We start from the raw sequence: 23,795 nt of genomic DNA on the forward strand, positions 1-23,795 counted from the left end.
GTCACCGCCGATCATGTTCTGACCTGCAAGGATGCGGATTACCTACCCGCGGGGCCGACCTCCAGCTCGATGGTCGAGCCGTTCTTGGCCTCCTTGAGGATCTTGATCTTCGTGTTGGTGTCAGTGATCTTGACACCCGCGGTCGGGTTCGACTCGTCGTAGTAGTCGTTCTTGCGGTCGTTGAAGACCGAGACGCCCTTCGAGCCCGGGATGTACTTCGCCACGTCCGCCTTGTGCAGCGTCATGCCGTCGGTGCGGTAGAGGCTGAACGGCGAGTCGTAGGCCTGGATGCGGTTGCGCATCAGCGTGCCGTCGGCCCACTTCAGCGCGTCCGGGTGCGAGTCGATCGGCAGGACCAGACCGGTGCCCTTGTGCTGGCTGGTGTTGTTGTCCGCCTGGGAGGTGTCCCACTTCCAGATCAGCAGGCCGTTCTGGTACGCGTAGTGCTCCACCCAGTCGGGACGCGCCGTGAAGCCGAAGTTGTACGGACCCGTCTTCAGCGTCTTGTCGTACGACACGTACTGGCGGTTCTCGGCGATGTAGTACTGCGCGTAGTCCTTGGTGAAGGACGCGCCGATGCGGGAGAAGCCGGTGGCCTTCCACGCGGCGTCCGCGCTCTCGGCGTTGTCGGAGAAGACCGGCGTGCCGTCGGCGGTCACCGTGATCGAGTCGGCCGCGAAGCCCTTCTGGGCCACGCCGCCGTCGGTCTGGTAGCGGAAGCGCAGGTCGATCTTCTTGCCCGCGTAGGCGTCCAGCGAGAAGGCGAGCTTCTTGTAGCCGTCGACCGTGCCGGTCAGGACCGGCTTGTCGCTGCCGTCGCGCGGGATCGGCTGGCCGTCCACCGTGCCGTCGAGGGCGGTCCAGTTGGCGCCGCCGTCGGTCGAGACCTCGGTGTAGAGGTAGTCGTAGTTGGCCTCGATGTCGTACCAGCCGTCGAGGGTCAGCTGCGCCTTGGACTTGCCGGTGAGGTCGACCGGACGCGTCAGGGTGTTCTTGAGGTTGTCACCGCTGCCGCTCCACCACTGCGTCTTGCCCTCGGCGGGCGTGACGATCTCGGTGGTGACCGCCTTCTTGGGCAGGTCGACGACCAGAGCCTGCTTGTGCTTGGTGTTGTACTCCGCCACGCCCAGCTTGTGCCAGGAGTTGACGCCGGCCTTGGCCTTGTCGTAGTTCAGCCAGCCGAGCTGGAGCTTGTCCCAGGCGGTCATGTCGCCGGGCAGGTCACCGATCTCGTTCTTGCCGGTGCCCAGCCAGGAACCGGACGACATCAGCGTCCAGAAGCCCGTGGAGTTCTCGCCGCCCGCGGTGTCGTAGTGGTCCGGCAGACCGAGGTCGTGGCCGTACTCGTGGGCGTAGACGCCGAGTCCGCCGTTCTCCGGCTGGACGGTGTAGTCGCCGACCCAGATGCCGGTATCGCCGATCTTCGCGCCGCCGAGCTTGTTGTTCGCCGGGCCGGTGGCGCCGGCGTCGGTGCCGAAGGCGTACCAGCGGTGCGCCCAGATCGCGTCGGTGCCCTGGGCGCCGCCGCCCGCGGACTCGTCCTCGCCCGCGTGCACGATCTGGAAGTGGTCGATGTAGCCGTCGGGCTCGTTGAAGTCGCCGTCGCCGTCGAAGTCGTAGCGGTCCCACTCGTCGAACCGCGCCACGTCCGCCTTGATCTGGGCGTCGGTGCGGCCGGCCGCCTTCTGCTGGGCGACCCAGGCGTTCAGACCGTCGCTGACGACGTTCCACACGCTCGGGCAGTTGGTGTCGCCGCAGGCGTTGTTGCCGTAACGGGCCTCGTTGTAGGGCACCTTGACCCAGTCGGAGACCTCACCGGCGACCGAGTAGCGGCCCGAGGACTGCTTCTCGTAGTACGTCTTGACGGAGTCGACGCCCTTGCCGGACCCGAAGTACAGGTCCTGGAAGTACTCCTGGTCGTAGTCGGCCCGCCAGGCCGTGGAGTTGTCCTTCTTGCGGTCGGGCTTGGGGATCGTGTTGTGCAGCGGTCCCGGGGTGCCGCCGTAGCGGCTGTCGACCTGGTCGCCGAACTCGACCAGGATCGTGAATATCTTGTCGGTCTTCTCGCGGCCGAGCTCGACGTACTTGTTGTCGCCCTTCTTGCTCGCGAGCTGGACGACCTTGGAACCCTCGCGGTTCTTGACCTTGGTCTTGCCGGATATGACCTGCTTGAGGGCTTCCTGGCGCTGCGCCTCCTGGGTCTTGCTCAGAGGGCCTTCGAGGTCGTGCCCGTCGTGGTGACGGTCCGCCGGGTCGTGCCGGTCCACGGTGGTGGACCGGGGTGCGGAGGCGTCGTCGGCCACCGCGTACGTCGAGGCGGTGACGGTGGCGGTGGCCGCCGCGAGCGCCACTGAGATGGCGGCTGCTCTGAACGTCCAGGGTCTACTGGTCACTTGCTTTCCTCCCCCGCGTTCGCGCGTGCGGAAGGGAAGGGGGTAGGTGCGGTCCGCAAGCGCGCGTGATCAACGCGTGTAGTCAAGTGACGACATTTGACTAGAGGTTCACCGGAAAAGACAGACCTTGACTTGGACAAGTCAAGTGCACTATGCGGAGTCGACGTTCGTTTTACGAACAACCAAACGGTTGTCCCGAAGCTCCGGGGCCGGGCCCTCGGGCGCGTGCCCCGTCCACTCCGTGGACGTCATGACTCCGTGCGCCCCCCGTGCACCGCCCTTGTTGAGCAGGTCACGCTTACCGCGCGTTCCGCTCGGGCACCCTGCGGGAGAGAATGTCGGTCGGCAGACGCCCGGAAGCCGGCGCCATGCCAGGACGACACCCCCGTGGACCCCCACTTCCGAGGACATGATGGCCATGCCCCGTCCGACTGCCGCACAGCTCGCCTACGGCGCGTGCACCGTGATCTTCTCGACCCTCGCCATGCTGCTGCTGTCGCAGACGAGTTCGGGTGCCTGGATCGCCGTCATCGCCGTCGCGGCCCTGGCCCTGGGGCTGCTGGTCGCCATGACGGTACCGCTGCCCCAGCGGCGCCAGGCCGCCGTCGAGCAGCCCGCGCCGCGGGAACCCGTACGGGCGTCGAAGACCGCGCCGGCCCAGGAGCCGGTGCGCGAGCGGGCGGCCTGAGCGGCCCGCCCGCGGCCTCACCTGGTGCTGACGACGACCGTCTTGGCCGCCTTGTCGTGCAGGCCCTGCTTGTAGGGCCGGTCGAAGAAGCTCCAGCCGCCCGCGATGGCGGTCCACACGCAGGCGCAGCAGAAGGCGAAGGGGATCCACAGCACCGCCGCGCGCATCAGCGCGTTCTGCACGGAGGGCGTGGCGCCGTTGTCCAGGTTGGCCACGCGGAGGTGCAGCAGCCTCTTGCCCAGCGTCTGGCCGGTCCGGACGGTCATGATGGTGTCGTACGCGATGTACAGCACGGCGGCGACCGCCGACTGCCAGAAGGACTTGCCGACTTCGATGCGGTCGCTGTCCACGTCGTACTCGCTGACCCCGAAGCCCCAGGTGAGCAGCCAGACGACGACCCCGACCAGGATCATGTCGATGATGCGGGCGAGAGTGCGCTTGCCGCTGTCGGCGAGCGGCGGCATGCCGGCGAGGGGGTCGGCGGGGCCACCGCCGTAGGGGTCGCCGCCGTAGGGGCCACCACCGCCCGGAGGGCCGCCGTAGGGGCCGCCACCGCCCCCGGGAGGGCCGCCGCCGTACGGGCCGCCGCCACCGCCCGGGGGGTCGCCGTACGGGCCCCCGGGGCCGCCGCCGGGGCTCCCCGGGCCGCCGGGACCGCCACCCGGGTAGGACGGCGGGGGCTCGCTGCCGTAGGGCGAGCCCGTCCCCCCGCCGGGCTGCTCGCCCGGCGGGCGCTTCCTGAACGGGTCGTCTTCCGGGGGCTGCTGACCGGAGCCGGGAGGCGGTTCGCTGCTCATGGCCCGAGTCGACCGCGAACGTCCCCGCTCCGCACCCGGCGGACGGCCGTCCGGGGTACCCGCTCCACCCCGCTGGTGGGAGCGGGCCTGCCGCCGGGTCCCGCCGGTCAGCCCGCCACGAAGGTGTGGGCCGCCTTGTCGTGCCAGCACTGGTGCCAGGGCCGGTCGAACAGGCACCAGGCGACCCCGACGATGCCGATGCCCAGCAGCCCGGGCACGCTGTAGACCAGCCAGCGCCGCAGGGCCGCGCCGAACGCGGGTGGCTCGTGGCCCTCGATGTCCCGCACCTCCAGGCCCATCAGTCTCTTGCCGAGCGTGCGGCCCCACTTGGCGGTGGGCAGCACCTCGCACACGACGCCGGCGAGCAGCAGGACGGCCAGGACGATGCCGAGGTAGACGGAGGTGGTGCCGTCGAGCAGCCAGACCGTGACGGTCTCGCCGGAGAGCCTGGCGGCGTCGATCTTCCCGGTGACGTGGTCGACGGCTCTCGTGCCGAGCGGGACGGCGGCGACCGCGGTGAGCGCGGCGAGGACGACGGTGTCCAGCAGCCGGGCGGCCAGCCGCTTGCCCAGTCCCGCGGGGCGGGCGGAGGCCTGGCGCCGGGCGGCCGCCTGGAACACGTCCTCGACCGGGGGCTTCCAGGGGGCGACGGGCTGTTCGTCCCCGGCCGCGCCGCCGGCGAGCCGGTGCACCTGCTGCGCCCAGGAGGACTGGCCGCCGCCGGGGCCCGGGCTGAGCGGGGCGGCGGCGGGCGGGGTGCCGGCGGGGCCGGCGGACTGCGGTGGCACGGTGGGGCTCGCCTGGGGTCCGGACAGGGCGGTGGGAGCGGGAGCGGCGGCCCCGGCCTGGGCACCGGCCTGCGCGGCGGCGGCCCGGGCGGCGGCGGCCTTCCCGGCGGTGAAACCGGGCCCGTTGCCGGGCACGCCGCCCCCGGCCGCCCCGGCGTGGTCGCCGGGCGCCGGAACACCGCCCTGCCCGCCGAACGCAGGCCCTGACACAGCGCCACCCGGCGCCGCAGAACCGCCCGGGGCGCCACCGAAGGCCAGCGCGGGCGAGGAGCCGGCCTGCCCGCGGAAGGCGGGGCCTGACGGGGCGCCACCCGGGGGTGTGGACGGGGACTGCCCGGCGGACGGCGTGCCCGGGGCGGGGGCGGCGGACCCGGCTGCCCGGGGTCCGACCGCGCGGAACGTCATCGTTCCGTCGTCGGGCGCGCCGGCGGCGGAGGGCGCGCCCGGCTCGGCCGCCGGGCGGCGGAAGACGAACGTGCCGTCACCGGCGGCGTTCCGATCCGCGGCGGACGCCGTGCCGTCGGCCGGGGCGGTCGCGTCACCCGCGGAACCGCCCTCGGCCCGCGCCACCCTCGGATCGGCCCCCGGCCGGGCGGCCGCACCGGGCGGGGTCCCGCCCTGCTGCCCCGCGGCCTGCGCGCCCTGCGGTGCCCCCCATGACACCCGGCGGTCCTGCTCGCCCCCGAAGCCGGACTGGCGCGCACGGTCCGCGCCCCAGGCGGAGGCCGGTTCGGGCCGGCTGCCGTGCTGGGCGTCGGCGGGGGACGGCTCGTCGACCGGGTCCTCGTCGAAGAAGTGCGGGCCGGTCTCCTCGACCGAGGCGGCGGGGGCCGCCCCCGCACCGGGCGGCGGCGCGAGCGACTCGCCGTCCCGCGGCGCCGGGCGGCTGGTGCCGGGCACCCAGGACGCTCCGTTCCAGTACCGGACGTATCCGGGGATGGACGGGTCCGGGTAGAACCCTTCGCGGGGCCTGTCGTCACCGGGGGCCGGGGTTGGGGCGCTCATGTCCGTCGTCCCGTATCTGCTCGGGGGCCAAAGGGGGGCCTCCACATCTATCAGACCCGCGCCACCCCCACGGCCGCTCCCACCGGACCCGCCCCTTTCGAGCACCGATGTGCTACGCCGCCCGCCACTCCGGCTGATCCCCCGGCGAAAAAACTTCCGCAACCCGCGTAATGCCGCGCCCCCTCCCCGCTCTCCACCGGGTGAACGGCCCTCGCGGCCGGCCGTCGGACGGAAGGGAACACGTCATGCACAGCGTGGTGGAGCGGGAACTCGAACTGAACCTCGTCCTGTCGCCGGAACACCGGATCGCGGTGCCGGCCCGGCTGGGCTACCTGACCGGCGATCCCTACGCCGTCCACGTCACCTTCCACGTCGACTGCGAGCAGCCGGTGCACTGGACGTTCGCCCGGGACCTGCTGGTGGAGGGCGTGTTCCGGCCCTGCGGCCAGGGGGACGTGCGGGTGTGGCCGACCAAGACCGAGGGGCGCGGCGTCGTGCTGATGGCGCTGAGCTCACCCGACGGGGACGCCCTGCTGGAGGCCCCGGCGGCGCAGGTGTCGGCCTGGCTGGAGCGCACGCTGCGCGTGGTCCCGCCCGGGACCGAGGCGGAGCGGCTCGGCCTCGACGACGAACTGGCCGAACTGCTCGCGCAGTGAGGCCAGGTCAGAACAGCTTGCCGGGGTTCAGGATGTTCAGCGGGTCGAAGGCCTGCTTGACGGCCCGCTGCATCTCCAGCCCCACGGGGCCGATCTCGCGGGCGAGCCACTCCTTCTTCAGGACGCCGACGCCGTGTTCGCCGGTGATGGTGCCGCCGAGTTCGAGACCGAGCGCCATGATCTCGTCGAAGGACTCGCGGGCCCGCCGGGACTCCTCGGGGTCGGCGGGGTCGAAGCAGACCGTCGGGTGGGTGTTGCCGTCTCCCGCGTGGGCCACGACGCCGATGGTGAGACCGTACTTCGCCGAGATCCGGTCGACCCCGGCGAGCATCTCGGCGAGCCGGGACCGGGGCACGCACACGTCGTCGATCATCGTGACGCCCTTGACCGCCTCCAGGGCGGTGAGGGACAGCCGGCGTGCCTGGAGGAGCAGTTCGGACTCGGCGGCGTCCTCGGCGGGCACCACCTGCGTGGCCCCGGCCGCCTGGCACAGCGCGGCGACGGCGCCCAGGTCGGCCGCCGGGTCGGTGGTGTCGAAGGCGGCCAGGAGCAGGGCCTCGGTGGACTCGGGCAGGCCCATCCGCGCCAGGTCGTTGACGGCCTTGACCGTCGTGCGGTCCATGAGTTCGAGCAGGGACGGCACGTGGCCGCCCTCCATGATCCGGCAGACGGCGTCGCAGGCGGCGGCGCCGGAGGCGAACTCGGCGGCCAGCACCAGCTGGGCGGGCGGTGCGGGGCGCAGGGCGAGGACGGCGCGGACGACGATGCCGAGGGAGCCCTCGGAGCCGACGAACAGGCGGGTCAGGTCGTAGCCGGCGACGCCCTTGGCGGTGCGGCGGCCGGTGGACATCAGGCGGCCGTCGGCGAGGACCACATCGAGGCCGAGGACGTACTCGGCGGTGACGCCGTACTTCACGCAGCACAGGCCGCCGGACGCGGTGCCGATGTTGCCGCCGATGGTGCACATCTCCCAGCTGGAGGGGTCCGGCGGATAGGAGAGGCCGTGTTCGCCGACGGCCCGGGACAGGGCGGCGTTGACCACCCCGGGCTCGACGACGGCGATCCGGTCGACCGGGCTGATCTCCAGGATCCGGTCCATCTTCACGAGGGACAGCACGATGCAGCCCTCGGAGGCGTTGGCGGCGCCGGACAGCCCGGTGCGGGCGCCCTGCGGCACGACGGGGACGCGCAGGGCGGTGGCGGTGCGCATCACGTGCTGGACCTCTTCGACCGTGCGCGGCAGGACGACCACGGCCGGGGTGCCGGCCGGGCAGAAACTGGCCATGTCGTGGGCGTAGGAGGCCGTGACGTCGGAGTCGGTGAGGACCGCCTCGGCGGGCAGGCCGCCGAGCAGCAGGTCGACGAGGTTGCCGGTCCTGTCGTCGCGAGGCGCTTCGATACGGCTCATGATCACAGGTTCGCACCCGGGGCCATCGGTGTGAACCCCGTCGGCGGCAGCCTTCACCTGCCCGGCCGCGCTCGCCGGGGTGACGCACAGTGAGCGCCATGGAGAACCAGGAGGAGGGTCCCCGGCGGCGGGAGCGCGGCCTCTGGCGCCGCGCCCGCACGCGGCGGGTGCTGATCGGCTCCGCGGCGGGGTGCGCCGTGCTCGGCGGGGTGCTGTGGGCGCTGCCGTGGGGGCGGCCCGCCGAGCCGGCCGGGCCGTCGCCCGGGGCGCTGGCGATGGCGGCGGTCGGCGCCGGGGTGCCGGCCGACGCGGCGGGCCTGGCGGAGCTGATCGACGAGCGGGAGAGGCACCTACGGGCGCGTCCGCGGGACGCGACGTCCTGGGCGGTGCTGGGGACGGCGTACGTGGAGCAGGCGCGGCGGCTGGGCGACCCGGCGTTCTACCCGCGGGCCGAGCGGGCCCTGCGCACGTCGCTGTCCGTGCGGCCGCAGGGCAACGTGCGGGCGCTGACCGGGCTGGCCGCGCTGGCCAACGCCCGGCGGGACTTCCCCGCCGCGCGGCGCTGGGCCGAGCAGGCGCGCAGGCTGGAGCCGCGGCGGTGGACGACGTACCCGCTGCTCATCGACGCCTGCACCGGGCTGGGCGAGCACGCGGCGGCGAAGCGGATGCTGGACCGGCTCGGCGAGTTGCGCTCCGGGCCCGCGGTGCTGGCGCGGGCCGCGGGGGTCTACCGGGACCGCGGCTGGCGCGAGGACGCGGCGGCCTCGCTGGCGGACGCGGCGGCGGGCGCGCGGGAGCCGGCCGAGCGGGCGGCCTACGTGGAGCGGGCCGGGCAGCTGGCCTGGGAGCGCGGGGATCTTCGGGTGGCGCTGCGGCACTTCCGGGAGGCGCTGCGCCTGGATGCGGACCTGCGGTCCGCGCAGATCGGTCAGGGCCGGACCCTCGCCGCGCTGGGCCGGACGACGGAGGCGCTGAACGCCTACCGGGCGGCGCTCGCCCGGCAGCCGCTGCCTGGTCACGCGCTGGAGCTGGGCGAGTTGTACGAGTCGCTGGGGATGCCCGAGGCGGCGAAGGAGCAGTACGACCTGCTGCGCGAGCGGGTGCGGGCCGCCGCCGCGGCCGGGGCGGACGAGGACCTGGTCCTCGGGCGGTACGAGGCCGACCACGGCGATCCCGAGGACGCGGTGCGGCGGTTGCGGGCGGAGTTCGCCCGGCAGCCGGGCACCGAGGTCGCCGACGCGCTCGGCTGGGCGCTGCACCGGGCCGGGCGCTCCGGTGAGGGCCTGCGGTACGCGGTGCGGGCGACGGACGGGGAGCGCGGGGGCGGGGTGCGCAGCGCGGTGTTCATGTACCACCGGGGCATGATCGAGCGGGAGCTGAAGCGGTACGGCGCCGCCCGCCGGCATCTGGCGGAGGCGCTGCGCGTCAACCCGCACTTCTCCCCGCTGCACGCGCCGAGGGCCCGCGCGGCGGCACGGGCCCTGGGCGATCCACCGGACGTGCGGCCGCCGGAGCTGTCCGGCTGAGGAGCGGGATCCGCGCCGGGGCCCACCGGGGAGCCGGCGCCAGGCGCAGGTGGCGGTGGCAGAGCTGGCGCCCGGCGCAGGTGGCGGAGCCGGCGCCCGGCGCAGGTGGCGGAGCCGGCGCCCGGCGCAGGTGGCGGAGCCGGCGCCCGGCGCAGGTGGCGGTGGCGGAGCCGGCTGGGCCGTGCGGGTGCCCCGTGACACCCGCACGGTCCGTGAGCCGCCGGGGGCTACAGGTTGCCGCGGCGCGCCTGCTCGCGCTCGATCGCCTCGAACAGGGCCTTGAAGTTGCCCTTGCCGAAGCCCATCGAGCCGTGGCGTTCGATGATCTCGAAGAAGACCGTCGGCCGGTCCTGGACCGGCTTGGTGAAGATCTGCAGCAGGTAGCCGTCCTCGTCGCGGTCGGCGAGGATCTTCAGCTCGCGCAGGGTGTCGATCGGCACGCGCGTCTCGCCGACCCACTCCCCCAGCGTGTCGTAGTAGGAGTCGGGCGTGTTGAGGAACTCCACGCCGGCGGCGCGCATCGTGCGGACCGTCTGCACGATGTCGTTGGTGTTGAGCGCGATGTGCTGCACACCGGCGCCGCCGTAGAACTCCAGGTACTCGTCGATCTGGGACTTCTTCTTGGCGATGGCCGGCTCGTTGATCGGGAACTTGACCTTGAGGGTCCCGTCCGCGACGACCTTCGACATCAGCGCGCTGTACTCGGTGGCGATGTCGTCGCCCACGAACTCCTTCATGTTCGTGAAGCCCATGACCTTGTTGTAGAACCCGACCCACTCGTTCATGCGGCCGAGCTCGACGTTGCCGACGCAGTGGTCGATCGCCTGGAAGGTGCGCTGCGCGGGCGGCTCGACGATCGGCTTGGCCTCGACGTAGCCGGGCAGGTAGGGGCCGTCGTAGCCGGAGCGCTCGACGAGGGTGTGGCGGGTCTCGCCGTAGGTGGCGATGGCGGCCAGCACGACCGTGCCGTTCTCGTCCTTCTGCTCGTACGGCTCGGCCACGGAGCGGGCGCCGTGCTCCAGGGCGTAGGCGTACGCGGCGCGGGCGTCCGGGACCTCGATGGCGAGGTCGACCACGCCGTCGCCGTGCTCGGCCACGTGCCGGGCGAGGAAGTGGCCCCAGTCGGTGGTGGGCTTGACGACCGAGGTGAGGACGAACCGGGCGGAGCCGTTCTCCAGGACGTAACTCGCGGTCTCGCGGCTGCCGTTCTCCGGTCCGGAGTAGGCGACGAGCTTCATGCCGAAGGCGGTGGAGTAGTAGTGCGCGGCCTGCTTGGCGTTGCCCACGGCGAAGACGACCGCGTCCATTCCCTTGACCGGGAAGGGGTCGGCCTGCCGGGCGGTGTCGGGAGTGTGGTGTGTGGTCTGCGTCATAGGCGCAGGGTCTCCCCAGTCGGCAAGGTGCGCAATAGTTTGCGTTTCGGCTGGGCAATCTGTTCAGCAATACGGGCGTACCGACGGCATTTCTGTACAGGATGACCATGCCGGGAGGCTGCTGTGGCGATCGATCATCTGGACGGCCGGATCCTGCTGCTGCTGGCGCGCGAGCCGCGCATCGGGGTGCTGGAGATGTCCCGGCGCCTCGGCGTGGCCCGGGGCACGGCGCAGGCCCGGCTGGACCGGCTTCAGTCGAACGGAGTCATCCGCGGCTTCGGCCCCGAGGTGGATCCGGCGGCCCTCGGCTACCCGGTCACGGCGTTCGCCACGCTGCAGATCCGCCAGGGCCAAGGCGCGGACGTGCGCGCCCATTTGACCGGGGTGCCGGAGGTGCTGGAGCTGCACACCACGACCGGCAGCGGGGACATGCTGTGCCGGCTGGTGGCGCGCTCCAACGCCGATCTCCAGCGTGTGATCGACCGGGTCGTCGGTTTTGATGGCATCGTCCGGGCCTCCACGGCGATCGTCATGGAGAACCCCGTTCCGCCGCGGATCATCCCGCTCGTGGAGCAGGCCGCGGAGGAGACCTGACGTGGAGGGGTGAGCACGTGTGAACTTCTGGGAGTACCTGGTCAACCGGCACCAGCAGTTGCTCACGGACGCCTACCAGCACGCGAGCGCCGTCTTCCAGTGCATGGTCGTCGCCACGGCGCTCGGGGTGCTGATCGCCGTCGCGACCTACCGCAGCGAGTGGGCCGGCAACCTCGCGACCACCACCACCGCCACCATCCTGACCGTGCCGGCGCTCGCGCTGATCGGTCTGCTCATCCCCGTCGTGGGGCTGGGCGTGCCGCCGACGGTGGTGGCGCTGACCCTGTACGGGCTGCTGCCGGTGGTGCGCAACGCCATCGTGGGGCTGCGCGGGGTCGACCCGTCCCTGGTGGACGCGGCCACCGGGATCGGCATGTCCCGTCCGGCCCGGCTGCTGCGGATCGAGCTGCCGCTGGCCTGGCCGCCGATCCTGACCGGCATCCGGGTCTCGACGCAGATGCTGATGGGCATCGCCGCCATCGCCGCGTACGCCTCGGGGCCGGGCCTGGGCAACGTCATCTTCCGCGGGCTGGCCTCCCTGGGCAGCGCCAACGCGCTCAACCAGGTCCTGGCCGGCACGCTCGGCATCATCGTCCTCGCCCTGCTCTTCGACGCCGCGTACGTCCTGATCGGACGGCTGACCATTCCCAGGGGGATCCGTGCCTGAGACCGGCGACCACGGTGCCTCGATCGAGCTGGAGAGCCTGACCAAGCGCTTCCCGGGCAGTGCGCAGCCCGCCGTGGACAACGTGAGCATGGAGATCAAGGCGGGCGAGGTCGTGGTGTTCGTCGGGCCCTCGGGCTGCGGCAAGTCGACCACGCTCAAGATGATCAACCGGCTGATCGAGCCGACCGGCGGCCGGATCCGCATGGGCGGCGAGGACGTCACCGACATCGACCCGGTGAAGCTGCGCCGCAAGGTCGGGTACGCGATCCAGTCCGCCGGCCTCTTCCCGCACATGACGGTCGCGCAGAACATCGCCCTGGTGCCCAGGATGATCGGCTGGCCGAAGGCCCGCATCAAGGAGCGGACGGAGGAACTGCTCGACCTGGTCGGCCTGGACCCGGGCGAGTTCCACGGCCGCTACCCGCGCCAGCTCTCCGGCGGTCAGCAGCAGCGCGTAGGCGTGGCCCGGGCGCTGGCGGCCGATCCCCCGGTGCTGCTGATGGACGAGCCGTTCGGGGCGGTCGACCCGATCACCCGGGACCACCTCCAGGACGAGCTGATCCGGCTCCAGCACGAGCTGCACAAGACGATCGTCTTCGTCACCCACGACTTCGACGAGGCCATCAAGATCGGCGACCGCATCGCGGTGCTGCGCGAGCGTTCGCACATCGCCCAGTTCGACACCCCCGAGGCGATCCTGACCAACCCGGCCGACGACTTCGTCTCGGGGTTCGTGGGCGCCGGGGCGGCACTGAAGCGGCTGAACCTGACCCGGGTGCGGGACGTGGAGATCACCGACTACCCGACGGTCACGCTGGACGACCCGCTCCAGCAGATCTTCAACCGGCTGCGCGGCAGCGGCACCAACGAGATCCTGCTGCTCGACCGGCGGGGCCGCCCCTACAAGTGGCTGCGGCGCGGGGACCTGATGCGGGCGAAGGGCTCGCTGGCCCGGGCCGGGACGCTGGTGCACGACACGGTCACCCGGGACGCCACCCTGCGGGACGCGCTGGAGGCGGTGCTCACCGACAACGCCGGGCGGGTGGCGGTCACCGGGCGGCGCGGAGAGTACACCGGCGTCGTCGACATGGAGACGCTGATGAACTCCGTGCACGAGATGCTGGAGGCCGACCGCCTGGAGGCGATGGAGCACCAGCACGAACTGGAGTCGTCGCGGGCCTCGCAGACCCAGGCCGAGCAAGAGGGCGCGGGCGGCCCGGGAGCGGTGCGGTGACGGTCACCGAGGCCGAGGAGACCTCCGGGACGGCCGGGCAGTCGCCGCCGCCGCCGCACCGGCCGTCCCTGGTCACCTGGCAGAAGCTGACGTTCCTGCCCGTGGCCCTGATCGCCGTGCTGCTGGCCACCTGGCTGTGGTTCCAGCAGGCCGACCTGGACGCGCTGACCCGCAACGCGCTCTCCGGCGGCCAGGTCACCAAGGCGCTGTGGCAGCACATCCAGCTCACCGCGATCTCCACGTTCTTCGTACTGATCATCGCGATCCCGCTGGGCATCCTGCTCACCCGGGGTCCGGCCCGCCGGGCCACGCCGGTGGCGATGGCGTTCGCCAACACGGGCCAGGCGACCCCGGCGATCGGCCTGCTGGCCCTGCTGGTCATCTGGCTGGGCATCGGCCGCAGGGCCGCCCTGATCGGCATGATCATCTACGCCATCCTGCCCGTGCTGTCGAACACCATCGCCGGGCTGAAGGCCAACGACCCGACCCTGCTGGAGGCGGCCCGCGGCATCGGGATGTCCCCGACGGGCGTGCTGACCCGGGTCGAACTCCCGCTGGCCGTCCCGCTGATCCTGGCGGGCGTGCGGACGGCCCTCGTCCTCAACGTGGGCACGGCGACGCTGGCGGTGTTCGGCGGGGGCGGCGGCCTGGGCGTGCTGATCACCACCGGCATCACCAACCAGCGGATGCCGGTCCTGGTGCTGGGCTCGGTCCTCACGGTGGTGCTGGCGCTGCTGGTCGACTGGCTGGCCTCCCTGGCCGAACTGCTGCTGCGGCCGAAGGGGCTCCAGCCGTGAGCCGGCGCGGGTGCCTGCTGGCGGCGGGCCTGCTGACGGCGGCGGCCGGCTGCGGCCTGACCAGCGGCTCGCCCCTGACCGACGACGTGGAGCCCGGGTCGATCGGCAAGGGCGAACCGCTGAAGGGCGCACAGCTGACGGTGACGTCGAAGTCGTTCACCGAGCAGCTGATCCTGGGCTCGATCATGGGCATCGCGTTCGAGGCGGCGGGCGCGGACGTCATCGACCGCACGGGCATCCAGGGCTCCATCGGCAGCCGCGAGGCGGTCCGCAAGGGCGACGCGGACGCCGGGTACGAGTACACGGGGACCGCGTGGATCACCTACCTCGGGCACAACCGGCCGATCACCGACCCGACCGAGCAGTGGGAGGCGGTGAAGAAGGAGGACGCCGGGAACGGCCTGGTGTGGCTGCCGCCGTCGAAGCTCGACAACACGTACGCGCTCGCCATGAACCAGCAGAACGCCAAGAAGTACGGCACGAGGACCATGTCGGAGGTGGCGAAGCTGGCGAAGTCCGACCCGGGCGCGGTGAAGCTGTGCGTGGAGGTGGAGTTCGCCAACCGGGCGGACGGCCTGCCGGGCATGCAGAAGCGGTACGGGATGGCCGTACCGGCGCGCGACATCACGCAGATGGACACCGGGATCATCTACACCCAGACGGCGAAGGGGAGCTGCACGTACGGGGAGGTGTTCACCACGGACGGGCGCATCAAGTCGATGAACCTGGTGGTGATGGACGACGACAAGAAGTTCTTCCCCAACTACAACGCCGCGCCGATGGTCAACGCCAAGACGCTCAAGGAGTGGCCGGCGATCGCCGAGGTCCTGAACCCGGTGACGGCGAAGCTGAACAACGCGGTGGCGCAGGAGCTGAACGCGAAGGTCGACGTCGACGGCGAGGACCCCCACCAGGTGGCTCTGGACTGGCTGGTGAAGGAGGGGTTCGTCAAGGAGGGGTGACAGCCGGGGAGGACTTACAAAGAACCCGTTGCAAAGGGCTCTTTGCAACGCTACCTTTGCATGCATGCCCGACGAACACTCCGCACGGCTTCTCGACGCCCGCTCCCTGCGCGGTCTGGCTCACCCCCTGCGGATGCGCCTGCTGATCGCACTGCGGCGCGGCGGGCCCGCCACCGCCTCCCAGCTCGCCGAGAAACTCGACGAGTCGAGCGGCGCCACCAGCTACCACCTGCGCCAGCTCGCCGCTCACGGCTTCGTCGCGGACGACCCGGAGCGCGGCAAGGGCCGGGAGCGCTGGTGGAAGGCGGTGGACCAGGGCGTCCAGCTCGACGAGACCCTGATCAGCAACCCGGACCCGGCCGTGCGGGGCGCCGTCGCGCTGTTCCGCTACGAACTGGCGAACGTGCACACCCAGGAGGTCGCCACCTGGCTCGGCACCGCGCACGACTGGGCCGAGGAGTGGGACGGCGCGACCGACCTGAGCGACTTCACCCTGCAGCTCACCCCGGAACTGGCCCGTGAGCTGGTCGCGCGGATGCACGACCTGGTGCAGAGCTACCGCACCGTGCCGGAGGACACCCCGGGCGCGGAGACCGTGCGGGTCCACACGCACCTCTTCCCCAGTCAGACGACGCCATGAAAGGCGACCATCCGATGCACCCGGACATCCACCTCGCCCTGCACCACGTCCGCGCAGCCGAACTCCGTGCCGAAGCCGGGGCTCCCCGCACCACCGCCGGCAGCGACGCCCTGCGCACCCGGCTCGGCTGGGCCCTGGTCGAGGTCGGGCTGAAGCTTGCCCTGCGTCCCCGGGCGATCCCCGCCCACTAGGCCGCCCGATCCGCCCCGCCGGGCGGTGCGGCTAGCAGGTGGGGACGGTTCCCTTGCCCGTTTCCAGGGCCTCCAGGGCGGACACCGTGCCCTTCAGCGTGGTCACCGGGATCAGCCGCAGGCCCTCGGGCAGCTCGGCGCGGGCGTCCCCGCACTCCGCCTTCGGCACCAGGAACACCGTCGCACCGTCCCGCCGGGCGGCCTGCGTCTTGAGGGCGACGCCCCCCACCGCACCGACCTTGCCGGACGCGTCGATCGTGCCCGTGCCGGCGATGACCCGGCCGCCGGTGAGGTCCCCGCCCGTGCCGTCGCCGTCGAGCTTGTCGATGATGCCGAGGGAGAACAGCAGCCCCGCGCTCGGCCCGCCGACGTCCGCGAGCTTCAGGGTGACGCGTACGTCCTCGTCGTCGAGGCCCAGGTAGTCCAGCGCGGCCTCGGTCGCCGCGTCCTGGGACTGCTTCATCTGCTCCTCGTTGTGCCGCTCGATCTCCCGCACGTCGCCGCCGCCCGGGTAGACCGAGTCGCGCGGCATGACCGCCTGGTCGGTGCGGAACCAGCTGTCGACGACGTCGGGGAGCGACACGCGGGTGTCCGGGGAGGTGGCCTCGATGGTGGTCATACGCAGCTGCCCGCTGGTCGTGCGGACGGGCGCTCCCGAGATGGTGATGACCTCGGCGCCCTTGTTCTCGCCGAGCACGTTCGCCGTCATGCCCGGCTGCGCCACCGAGAACGGCAGCGGCGCGAAGACCGCCGTGGCGAGCAGGCCGGCGACGGGCAGGGCGCAGAGGGCGAGGGCCCGGGGGCGTGTGAGGCGAGAGAGCACGGGGTCAATCTAACGCGCGGCGCCCCGTCCGCCCGGGGCGGGCGTCAGCGCAGGGCCTCGGCGACCTCGCGCGCCGCTTCCATCACCCTCGGGCCCACCCGTTCCGGGACCACGTCCGCCAGCATCACCACGCCCACGCTGCCCTCGACGCCCGTCACGCCCAGCAGCGGGGCCGCCGCACCGCAGGCACCGGCCTCCAGCTCCCCGTGGGTCAGGGTGTAGCCCGGGCCGGCCGCCGGGTGCTGCCGGGCCGAGAGGATCGCCTTGCCGGCGGCGCCCCGGTCCAGGGGGTGGCGGAACCCGGCCCGGTAGGCGACGTGGTAGTCCGTCCAGGTCGGCTCGACCACGGCCACGGCGAGCGCGTCCGCCCCGTCGACCAGCGTCAGGTGCGCCGTCGCGCCGATGTCCTCGGCCAGCGACCGCAGCGCCGGCATCGCGGCCTCCCGCACCAGGGGATGCACCTGCCGCCCGAGCCGCAGCACCCCGAGCCCCACCCGGGCCCGTCCGCCCAGGTCACGGCGTATCAGCGCGTGCTGTTCGAGGGTCGCGAGCAACCGGTACACGACGGTCCGGTTCACGCCCAGGCGCAGGGAGAGCTCGGTCACGGTCAGTCCGTGGTCCGTGTCGGCGAGCAGCTTGAGGACGCGCAGTCCCCGGTCGAGCGTCTGAGAGGTCTCCGCGGTCACGACGCCCACTCCTTAGTGGTGAGGTCGGCGGCCCTCCGGTCGGCGGATGCGTCACCGGGTCCCGTCGGCGACGCGCTACAGAGGCCGCCGATCGGCCGGCGGCCCGGCCTGTCCGGGCCGCGTCGCTTCACGGCTGCGCTCCGCGGCGGCGCTGCCACGGGGCGTGTGCGTAGCGGGACAGTAGCGAAGCCGGTTCGCTGAGCGGAAGGCTCCGTCCAGAATCCGGTCACGGCCCGGGGTGTACTGCTGTCGTTTGGCCCGGTATGCACGCCCCCCAGGATGGTGAAGGCCCCTTGCGGCCGTCACTTCATGCGCGTGGCCCACTCCTGCACCTTGGCGATGCGCTGCCGCAGCTGCCCCGCCGTCGCCTCCGCCGCCGGAGGCCCCCCGCACACCCGCCGCAGCTCGGTGTGGACGACCCCGTGCGGCTTGCCGCTCTGGTGGACGTACGCACCGACCATGGTGTTGAGCCGGCGCCGCAGCTCCATCATCTCCTTGTGGGAGACCACCGGCCGGCGCTCGGCGGGCAGTTCGAGCAGGTCGGCCTCCTCGTCCGGCTTCTTGCGGCTGTGCGCGATCTGCCGGGCCTGCCGCTTCTGCAGCAGCAGCTGCACCTGGTCGGGCTCCAGGAGCCCCGGGATGCCGAGGTAGTCCTGCTCCTCCTCGCTGCCCGGGTGCGCCTGCATGCCGAACTCGGCGCCGTTGTACATGACCCGGTCGAAGACGGCGTCGGACTCCAGCGCCTCGAAGGGCAGCATGTCCTGCTCGCCGGTGTCCTCGTCCTGCTCCCGGTTCGCCTCGTCCATCTCCTTCTCGGACTCGGCGTACGGGTCCTCCTCGCCGGCCTTCTTCGGCTTGTCGAGGACGTGGTCGCGCTCGCGCTCCATCTCGTTGGCGAAGGAGAGCAGGTCGGGCACGGTCGGCAGGAAGACCGAGGCGGTCTCGCCGCGCCGCCGGGACCGCACGAAACGCCCCACGGCCTGGGCGAAGAACAGCGGCGTGGAGATGGTGGTGGCGTAGACCCCGACCGCGAGGCGCGGCACGTCGACGCCCTCGGACACCATGCGCACCGCGACCATCCAGCGGTCGGTGCTGCCGCTGAACTCGTCGATCCGCGCGGAGGCCCCGGAGTCGTCGGACAGCACGAGGGTCGCACCGGTGCCGGTGATCTCCCGGATGAGCTTGGCGTAGGCGCGCGCCGAGTCCTGGTCGGAGGCGATGACGAGCGCGCCCGCGTCCGGGATGGCCTTCCTGACCTCGGTCAGCCGCTGGTCGGCGGCGCGCAGCACCGACGGCATCCACTCGCCGCGCGGGTCCAGCGCCGTCCGCCAGGCCTGGCTGATCGCGTCCTTGGTCATGGGCTCGCCGAGGCGGGCGGCGACCTCGTCACCGGCCTTGGTGCGCCAGCGCATGTTGCCGCTGTAGGAGAGGAAGATGACGGGCCGGACGACGTTGTCGGCGAGGGCGTTGCCGTAGCCGTAGGTGTAGTCGGCGGCGGAGCGCCGGATGCCGTCGTCGCCCTCCTCGTACGTGACGAAGGGGATGGGGTTGGTGTCCGACCGGAAGGGCGTACCGGTCAGGGCCAGCCGCCGGGTGGCGGGCTCGAACGCCTCCAGGCAGGCCTCGCCCCAGGACTTGCTGTCACCGGCGTGGTGGATCTCGTCGAGGATGACGAGGGTCTTGCGCTGCTCGACGCGGTTGCGGTGCAGCATGGGCCGCACGCCGACACCGGCGTACGTGACGGCCACGCCGTGGTACTCCCGGCCGAGGGGCCCGGCGCTGTACTCCGGGTCGAGCTTGATCCCTATGCGGGCGGCGGCCTCCGCCCACTGCTTCTTCAGGTGCTCGGTCGGGGCCACCACGGTGACCTGCTGCACGACATGGTGGTGCAGCAGCCAGGACGCCAGCGTCAGTGCGAAGGTCGTCTTGCCGGCGCCGGGGGTGGCGACCGCCAGGAAGTCCCGCGGCTGCTGCTGGATGTACTTCTCCATCGCACCCTGCTGCCAGGCGCGCAGTTTGCCGGCGGTGCCCCACGGGGCGCGGCCGGGGAACGCCGGGGAGAGGTGGTGCGAGGCAGTGCTGGTGCCGGCGGTGGTAGTCACGGTCTCCGTTGGGGGTCGGGCGGCTCGTGCGAGGGAGCCTGACGGCTCGGCTACGTATGACAACCGGGCCACCCTACCGGCGCCCCGAGCCGCGCCACGCCCGGACCGGGCCGCGCCGCGGACGGGTGGGACTCACGTCACAGCACCCGGTCCGCTGCACCCCGGCCCCTGCCCCGCGGGCCGCGTCACGGCCGGTGCGGCCCTGCCGTCACAGCGCCCGCAGGCGCTGCGCGATCCGCCCGACGTCCGTCTCCGCCCCCGACGCCACATCGACGACCAGCACGTACGCCACGTCCTGGTCCGCCTTCGCCAGGTCGACGCCGTTGAGGGCGAGGAAGACGGCGGTGGCCAGCCAGGCCGTGCGCTTGTTCCCGTCGACGAGCGGGTGGTTGGTGGCGAGCGCGTGCAGGAGCGCGGCGGCCTGCTCGTGCAGGTCCGGGTAGGCGGGCGTGCCGAACATGCGGGCGCGGGGCCGGTGCACGGCGGAGGCCAGCAGTCCGGGGGCCCGTGCCTCGGGCGGGCGCCCGCCGAAGGCGATCGCGGCGATGCCGGTGACCTCGGCGACGGTCAGGAAGCGGGTGCGCCGGGTCATTCGCCGAGCCTCCGCAGCAGGTCGGCGTGGTCGCGGGCCAGCTCCTCGGCGACGCCGGCCACGTGCGCCTCCTCCTGCCGCAGGTGGGCGCGTGCGGCGTCGAGCGCGACCTCTTCGGGCGTGCGGCCCTGCGCGTCGGCGAGGTCGTCGAGGGCCCGGCGCAGACCGGGGTCGAGGGGCAGGCGGAGTTCGGACATGCACCGAGGCTACGGCCGGCTCCGGGGCGCGGCGAGGGCTTTTCCGGCGTGCGGACCCGGCGTGCGGGCCCGGCGTGGCGGACCCGGCGTGCGGGCGCCGCGGCGGCTCAGCCGGACCCGGGCCCGGGTTCGCGCAGCCGGGTCGACACCCACGCCCCGGCCAGGGCCACCACGGCCATCGGCAGGAACACCGCGGCGAAGGCCGCGGGGTGGGAGCCGGTGGCCTGGCCGGCCGTGTGGGACACCGTGCCTCCGCCCAGGGCGGCGAACGCGGCCCCGCCGGCGGACAGCAGGACGACGTTCGACAGGCCGTCGGAGATCTGCAGGGCGGCGGAGTTGCTGCCGGCCTCCTCCGGCGCGGAGAGCTTCAGCAGGAGCACGCTCGTGGAGGAGATGACCAGGCCCATGCCGAAGCACCCGAAGGCCCAGGCGACGGCCACGGTCCACACCGGCACCGAGTCGATCAGCACGCTCGGCGCGGTGGCGACGGCCGCGGCCACGAGCAGCATCCCGACCGTGACGAGCCGCTCCCGGTGCGGCTCCACCCGGGGCCGCGACTGCACCCAGGAGCCCAGCGCCCAGGTCCCGCCGCCCGCGGCGAGCGAGAACCCGGCCAGGGTCGGGCTGAGCCCGCGCTGGGTGACCAGCATCAGCGGCACGAACGACTCGGCGGCGATGAACGACCCCGCCGCGACACCGCGCAGCAGCACGACGGACGGCAGCCCGCGGGCGGCCCGGTAGGTGCCGCGCGGCAGCAGCCCGAGCACGGCGGGCACGAGCAGCGCCACCCCGGCGGCCGCGGGCAGCAGCGACAGGGGCCGCAGGTCCTGCGCGGCGTACTGGAGCAGACCGGCGCCGAGGGAGATGGCGAGGGCGAGGCGGATGCGGCGCAGGTCGAAGGAGGCGCCGGACGGCCCGGCGGGGGCGGACGGATCCGCCGGGGCGGGCTCCTCCACCGGCCCGGACGCCCGGCGCCGTATCTGCGGCAGGGCGAGCGCCAGCGGGAGGACGACCAGCACGGGGATGCCGGTGAACACCCACCGCCAGCCCAGCTGCTCGGTCACCGTGCCGGCGGCGAGGGGGCCGACGATGGAGGGCAGCACCCAGCTCGCGGCGAACGCGGCCATGATGGCGGGCCGCAGCCGCTCGGGGTAGGCCCGCCCGACGACGACGTACAGGGCGACGATCACCAGTCCTCCGCCGAGTCCCTGCACGGCCCGGCCCAGGATGAACACCCACATCGTCCCGGCCGTGCCCGACAGCAACAGCCCGGCCCCGAACGCGGCGATACCGGTGGTGAGCGGCCCGAGGGGACCGCGCCGGTCGGACCACTGGCCCGAGAGCACCATCCCGAACAGGCTGGTCGTGAAGTACCCGGAGAACGCGAACGCGTACAGCGACACCCCGTCGAGCTCCCGCGCGGCGACGGGCATCGCGGTCCCGACGGCCGTGGCCTCGAAGGCGATGAGCAGGACGACGGAGACGATGCCGAAGCTCAGGGCGCGGTGGCTCCGCCCCAGTACGGTCTCCTCCGCCTCGGCGACGGGGAGCGGACCGCCGGCACCTACGACTTCCGCGTCACGCGGCTTCGGGACACTCATGCCCGCCAGCGTAAGGCCCGTGCCCGCGTTTGACCCCTGTCGCAAGTCGCCCTCGTCCTGCGACCTCGGTCGTACGTCCCGCGCCGTTTCGTGAACGGCGTATGGCAGTCCCGTTGCACCCCGCCCACGCCCCTTGAACCCCCCGCTCGCCGCCCCCTACGTTCACTGCACCAGGTACGAACACGGCCGTGTGCCCGAGTGGTTCAGGGGCTCGCCTGCAAAGCGAGTTACGTGGGTTCGAATCCCGCCACGGCCTCTTTCGCTGCCGGACGCCCGCGTGGTCAGCCGGCGTTCGGGAGGGCTCCCGGGGGTTCCGGGGCGGGGCCGACGGCGGCCCGGCGCAGGGCGGCGCGCGCGTTCTCCGCTCGCACCGCGTCCAGCCAGCGCCACAGGCCGGCCTCCTCCAGCCGCAGGGCCGGGCAGGTGATGCGGTGCGGGATGCGGCACACCGCGCCCGGTTCCGGTTCGCTCTCGCGGCTGTTCCACGCCGTGCCGTCGGAGTCGACATACCAGCGGTGCCAGGCCGGCACCATGTGCGCGGGTACCGGCAGGTCGGGTTCGAGCAGGACGTGGCGGCCGTAGTAGGTGACGCAGCGGTCGCCCACCAGGCCGCAGGCGGGGCAGACGGGCGGTGCGGGCGGCTCCGGGCCGGTGGCGCCCTCCAGCGCCGCCTGGGCCCGGTCGGTTCTCTCCCACGGCCGTGGCACGCCCCAGGGCGCCTGCCGCTGACTGTCGGGTCCGGGCAACGGGATGATGCTCGACTCGCGTGTATCCCCCATGGGTTCGAGCGTGCGGCCGGTGTCCGGGGAGCCACCAGGGCGCATTCGGGGCGCAACGGGCGCAACCAGGAGGGAGCGGCACGCCGTTCGCGGCGGCGGGAGGCACACGGCCCGCACCACCGCGCTCGCACCGCCCGCCTCCGTCGGCCGTGCGGCCCGTGCGTCCACGCCCCGGCCCGGCGAGCGCCCCGGCGCGGGCGGGCGGTCGCTACGGCGTCCTCACAGCACACCGGCCGTGCCACTCGCGGGGTCGGCCGCGGCCAGGACCTGGAGCATCGTCATGGCCAGCTGGTCCTGGACGCCGGTGTCCGGCTCGGGCCGCGCGCGGCCGTCCGGTGTCCGCTCGCGGTGCAGGAGCCACAGGGTGAACGCGAGCGTGGAGACGTCCGTGCTCAGCGGGCGCAGCGCGGACTGCGTCCCGTCCGCGTGCAGGACCGCGCCCGTCCCGCCGTCGAGGAGCAGGCCGTGGCCGCCGGGCAGGTGACCGAGCCGTATCAGGCGGGCGGCCCCGGCGGGCGGGCAGGCCGGGTCCGGGCAGTCGGCGTGGTACTCGGCCGGTGTCGCCGGCGGGGTGCCGGTGTCGAGGGAGAAGGCGTGCGCCTCCTCCGGCAGGCCGACCTCGCGCAGGAAGCGGCGGGTCGGCTCGTGGGTGAGGGCCGCGGGGAGGTCGACGTCCTCGAAGCGGACCACGCGACGGGGGCCGAACGCCTGGTCCAGCAGGCGGTGCGGGAGGTCCAGGGACAGCCCCGAACGGCCGTCCCGGCCGGCGGTCAGGGACAGCGGGCGGATCAGCGGCGCCATCGCCTGGAAGGGACCAGGCGCGCCGTCGTCCCCGTCGCGGAAGGCGGACAGCAGGAGCCGGGACGCCTCGGCCACCGCCGCCGGGCCGTGGCGGCCGACGCAGGAGGCGAACTGGGCGCGCAGACCCGCCAGTTCGTCCGTGGCCTCGGCGAAGCGCACCAGCGTCCGCAGCGACGGGGCCAGGGGGCGGCTGTCCGGCAGGGCGGGGTGGTCGTGCAGGAAGTGCGCGGAGGCCCCGCCCGTCACTCCGGCCGGGAGCACGGACTCCGTCACCGGACCACCGGGGACCGGCAGTCGTCCTGTCGGCACGTGCTCGCGCGGCCCGGGCGGCAGGAGTCCGCCGAGGTCCCCCGCCGGGTCGGCGACCAGGCCGAGCCAGTGCCGCGCCGGTGGGTGCGCCACCCACGGATCCATTCCGGCCCCGGTGAGCGTGATCGTCACGGAACCGGCGTCCGTCGTCCTCATGATGTCCCCCGCATGCGCTCGCCCGCCGTC

Annotated in this window: 23 protein-coding genes and 1 tRNA gene; 11 read left to right on the plus strand and 13 right to left on the minus strand. The window is 73.1% G+C overall.

The features are described from left to right. Positions 1 to 38 precede the first annotated feature (38 nt). Positions 39 to 2,393 (minus strand): immune inhibitor A domain-containing protein, encoded by a 2,355-nt coding sequence (locus tag ACZ6ZN_RS12380; RefSeq protein ID WP_451877790.1) that lies wholly within the window; start codon positions 2,391 to 2,393, stop codon positions 39 to 41. A 412-nt stretch (positions 2,394 to 2,805) separates the two neighbouring features. On the opposite strand from ACZ6ZN_RS12380, the gene ACZ6ZN_RS12385 reads away from it, so the two are divergent. Beyond that, positions 2,806 to 3,081, plus strand: coding sequence for a hypothetical protein (locus tag ACZ6ZN_RS12385; RefSeq protein ID WP_469645691.1), 276 nt, complete (start codon positions 2,806 to 2,808; stop codon positions 3,079 to 3,081). A 17-nt stretch (positions 3,082 to 3,098) separates the two neighbouring features. On the opposite strand, the gene ACZ6ZN_RS12390 is transcribed toward ACZ6ZN_RS12385, so the two are convergent. Together ACZ6ZN_RS12390 and ACZ6ZN_RS12395 are read right to left on the minus strand one after the other, a co-directional pair. Next, positions 3,099 to 3,878, minus strand: a complete 780-nt coding sequence (locus ACZ6ZN_RS12390) for an RDD family protein (protein ID WP_469645492.1) — start codon at positions 3,876 to 3,878, stop codon at positions 3,099 to 3,101. Between the two features lie 107 nt (positions 3,879 to 3,985). Continuing rightward, on the minus strand, positions 3,986 to 5,671 hold the full coding sequence (locus ACZ6ZN_RS12395) for an RDD family protein (RefSeq protein WP_469645494.1): 1,686 nt from the start codon (positions 5,669 to 5,671) through the stop codon (positions 3,986 to 3,988). A 245-nt stretch (positions 5,672 to 5,916) separates the two neighbouring features. On the opposite strand from ACZ6ZN_RS12395, the gene ACZ6ZN_RS12400 reads away from it, so the two are divergent. After that, positions 5,917 to 6,327 (plus strand): SsgA family sporulation/cell division regulator, encoded by a 411-nt coding sequence (locus ACZ6ZN_RS12400; RefSeq protein ID WP_398110026.1) that lies wholly within the window; start codon positions 5,917 to 5,919, stop codon positions 6,325 to 6,327. Between the two features lie 7 nt (positions 6,328 to 6,334). Here the strand turns inward: ACZ6ZN_RS12400 and ACZ6ZN_RS12405 are convergent, their stop codons facing one another. Then, positions 6,335 to 7,741, minus strand: coding sequence for an FAD-binding oxidoreductase (locus tag ACZ6ZN_RS12405; RefSeq protein WP_469645499.1), 1,407 nt, complete (start codon positions 7,739 to 7,741; stop codon positions 6,335 to 6,337). Between the two features lie 92 nt (positions 7,742 to 7,833). Between ACZ6ZN_RS12405 and ACZ6ZN_RS12410 the strand changes: the two genes are divergently transcribed. Next, positions 7,834 to 9,261, plus strand: a complete 1,428-nt coding sequence (locus ACZ6ZN_RS12410) for a tetratricopeptide repeat protein (RefSeq protein ID WP_469645502.1) — start codon at positions 7,834 to 7,836, stop codon at positions 9,259 to 9,261. 227 nt (positions 9,262 to 9,488) lie between these two features. Here the strand turns inward: ACZ6ZN_RS12410 and hppD are convergent, their stop codons facing one another. Then, positions 9,489 to 10,634, minus strand: coding sequence for a 4-hydroxyphenylpyruvate dioxygenase (gene hppD, locus ACZ6ZN_RS12415; RefSeq protein WP_469645505.1), 1,146 nt, complete (start codon positions 10,632 to 10,634; stop codon positions 9,489 to 9,491). 123 nt (positions 10,635 to 10,757) lie between these two features. Between hppD and ACZ6ZN_RS12420 the strand changes: the two genes are divergently transcribed. From ACZ6ZN_RS12420 to ACZ6ZN_RS12450, 7 genes are all read left to right on the plus strand, one after another. Next, positions 10,758 to 11,228, plus strand: coding sequence for an Lrp/AsnC family transcriptional regulator (locus ACZ6ZN_RS12420; RefSeq protein WP_398110022.1), 471 nt, complete (start codon positions 10,758 to 10,760; stop codon positions 11,226 to 11,228). Positions 11,229 to 11,247: 19 nt separating this feature from the next. Further along, on the plus strand, positions 11,248 to 11,895 hold the full coding sequence (locus ACZ6ZN_RS12425) for an ABC transporter permease (protein ID WP_376333355.1): 648 nt from the start codon (positions 11,248 to 11,250) through the stop codon (positions 11,893 to 11,895). Continuing rightward, the gene (locus tag ACZ6ZN_RS12430) at positions 11,888 to 13,129 is read left to right on the plus strand and encodes a betaine/proline/choline family ABC transporter ATP-binding protein (protein WP_451877796.1); all 1,242 of its coding nucleotides are present in this window, start codon (positions 11,888 to 11,890) and stop codon (positions 13,127 to 13,129) included. Before ACZ6ZN_RS12425 ends, ACZ6ZN_RS12430 begins: the two co-directional genes overlap by 8 nt. Positions 13,130 to 13,197: 68 nt before the next feature. Continuing rightward, positions 13,198 to 13,926, plus strand: a complete 729-nt coding sequence (locus tag ACZ6ZN_RS12435; protein ID WP_398110427.1) for an ABC transporter permease — start codon at positions 13,198 to 13,200, stop codon at positions 13,924 to 13,926. Continuing rightward, the gene (locus ACZ6ZN_RS12440) at positions 13,923 to 14,888 is read left to right on the plus strand and encodes a glycine betaine ABC transporter substrate-binding protein (RefSeq protein ID WP_469645509.1); all 966 of its coding nucleotides are present in this window, start codon (positions 13,923 to 13,925) and stop codon (positions 14,886 to 14,888) included. Before ACZ6ZN_RS12435 ends, ACZ6ZN_RS12440 begins: the two co-directional genes overlap by 4 nt. A 64-nt stretch (positions 14,889 to 14,952) precedes the next feature. Beyond that, positions 14,953 to 15,528: an ArsR/SmtB family transcription factor gene (locus ACZ6ZN_RS12445; RefSeq protein WP_469645512.1), complete on the plus strand. Its 576-nt coding sequence runs from the start codon at positions 14,953 to 14,955 to the stop codon at positions 15,526 to 15,528. Between the two features lie 14 nt (positions 15,529 to 15,542). Next, complete coding sequence (locus ACZ6ZN_RS12450) at positions 15,543 to 15,719, plus strand: hypothetical protein (RefSeq protein WP_469645515.1); 177 nt, start codon at positions 15,543 to 15,545, stop codon at positions 15,717 to 15,719. A 31-nt stretch (positions 15,720 to 15,750) separates the two neighbouring features. Here the strand turns inward: ACZ6ZN_RS12450 and ACZ6ZN_RS12455 are convergent, their stop codons facing one another. From ACZ6ZN_RS12455 to ACZ6ZN_RS12480, 6 genes are all read right to left on the minus strand, one after another. Next, on the minus strand, positions 15,751 to 16,542 hold the full coding sequence (locus tag ACZ6ZN_RS12455; RefSeq protein ID WP_469645518.1) for a S16 family serine protease: 792 nt from the start codon (positions 16,540 to 16,542) through the stop codon (positions 15,751 to 15,753). Between the two features lie 44 nt (positions 16,543 to 16,586). Then, positions 16,587 to 17,228 carry an IclR family transcriptional regulator gene (locus tag ACZ6ZN_RS12460; RefSeq protein WP_398110018.1) on the minus strand — a complete coding sequence of 214 codons (642 nt, stop codon included), beginning with the start codon at positions 17,226 to 17,228 and terminating at the stop codon, positions 16,587 to 16,589. A gap of 302 nt (positions 17,229 to 17,530) precedes the next feature. Next, the gene (locus ACZ6ZN_RS12465) at positions 17,531 to 19,330 is read right to left on the minus strand and encodes a DEAD/DEAH box helicase (protein WP_469645520.1); all 1,800 of its coding nucleotides are present in this window, start codon (positions 19,328 to 19,330) and stop codon (positions 17,531 to 17,533) included. 208 nt (positions 19,331 to 19,538) lie between these two features. Continuing rightward, a complete protein-coding gene (locus ACZ6ZN_RS12470; protein WP_469645522.1) occupies positions 19,539 to 19,922 on the minus strand; it encodes a type II toxin-antitoxin system death-on-curing family toxin in 384 nt (127 codons plus the stop codon). Then, on the minus strand, positions 19,919 to 20,119 hold the full coding sequence (locus ACZ6ZN_RS12475; protein WP_469645525.1) for a hypothetical protein: 201 nt from the start codon (positions 20,117 to 20,119) through the stop codon (positions 19,919 to 19,921). Before ACZ6ZN_RS12475 ends, ACZ6ZN_RS12470 begins: the two co-directional genes overlap by 4 nt. Positions 20,120 to 20,226: 107 nt before the next feature. Further along, positions 20,227 to 21,720: an MFS transporter gene (locus ACZ6ZN_RS12480; RefSeq protein WP_451877803.1), complete on the minus strand. Its 1,494-nt coding sequence runs from the start codon at positions 21,718 to 21,720 to the stop codon at positions 20,227 to 20,229. 184 nt (positions 21,721 to 21,904) lie between these two features. On the opposite strand from ACZ6ZN_RS12480, the gene ACZ6ZN_RS12485 reads away from it, so the two are divergent. Next, positions 21,905 to 21,976 (plus strand) — tRNA-Cys (locus ACZ6ZN_RS12485). A gap of 25 nt (positions 21,977 to 22,001) precedes the next feature. On the opposite strand, the gene ACZ6ZN_RS12490 is transcribed toward ACZ6ZN_RS12485, so the two are convergent. Both ACZ6ZN_RS12490 and ACZ6ZN_RS12495 read right to left on the minus strand, forming a co-directional pair. Next, positions 22,002 to 22,499: a DUF6083 domain-containing protein gene (locus ACZ6ZN_RS12490; RefSeq protein ID WP_451877804.1), complete on the minus strand. Its 498-nt coding sequence runs from the start codon at positions 22,497 to 22,499 to the stop codon at positions 22,002 to 22,004. Positions 22,500 to 22,718: 219 nt separating this feature from the next. Next, positions 22,719 to 23,765, minus strand: a complete 1,047-nt coding sequence (locus tag ACZ6ZN_RS12495) for an SUKH-4 family immunity protein (protein ID WP_469645529.1) — start codon at positions 23,763 to 23,765, stop codon at positions 22,719 to 22,721. Positions 23,766 to 23,795: the final 30 nt, after the last annotated feature.

This window comes from Streptomyces sp. NPDC053665 (genome assembly GCF_055585285.1).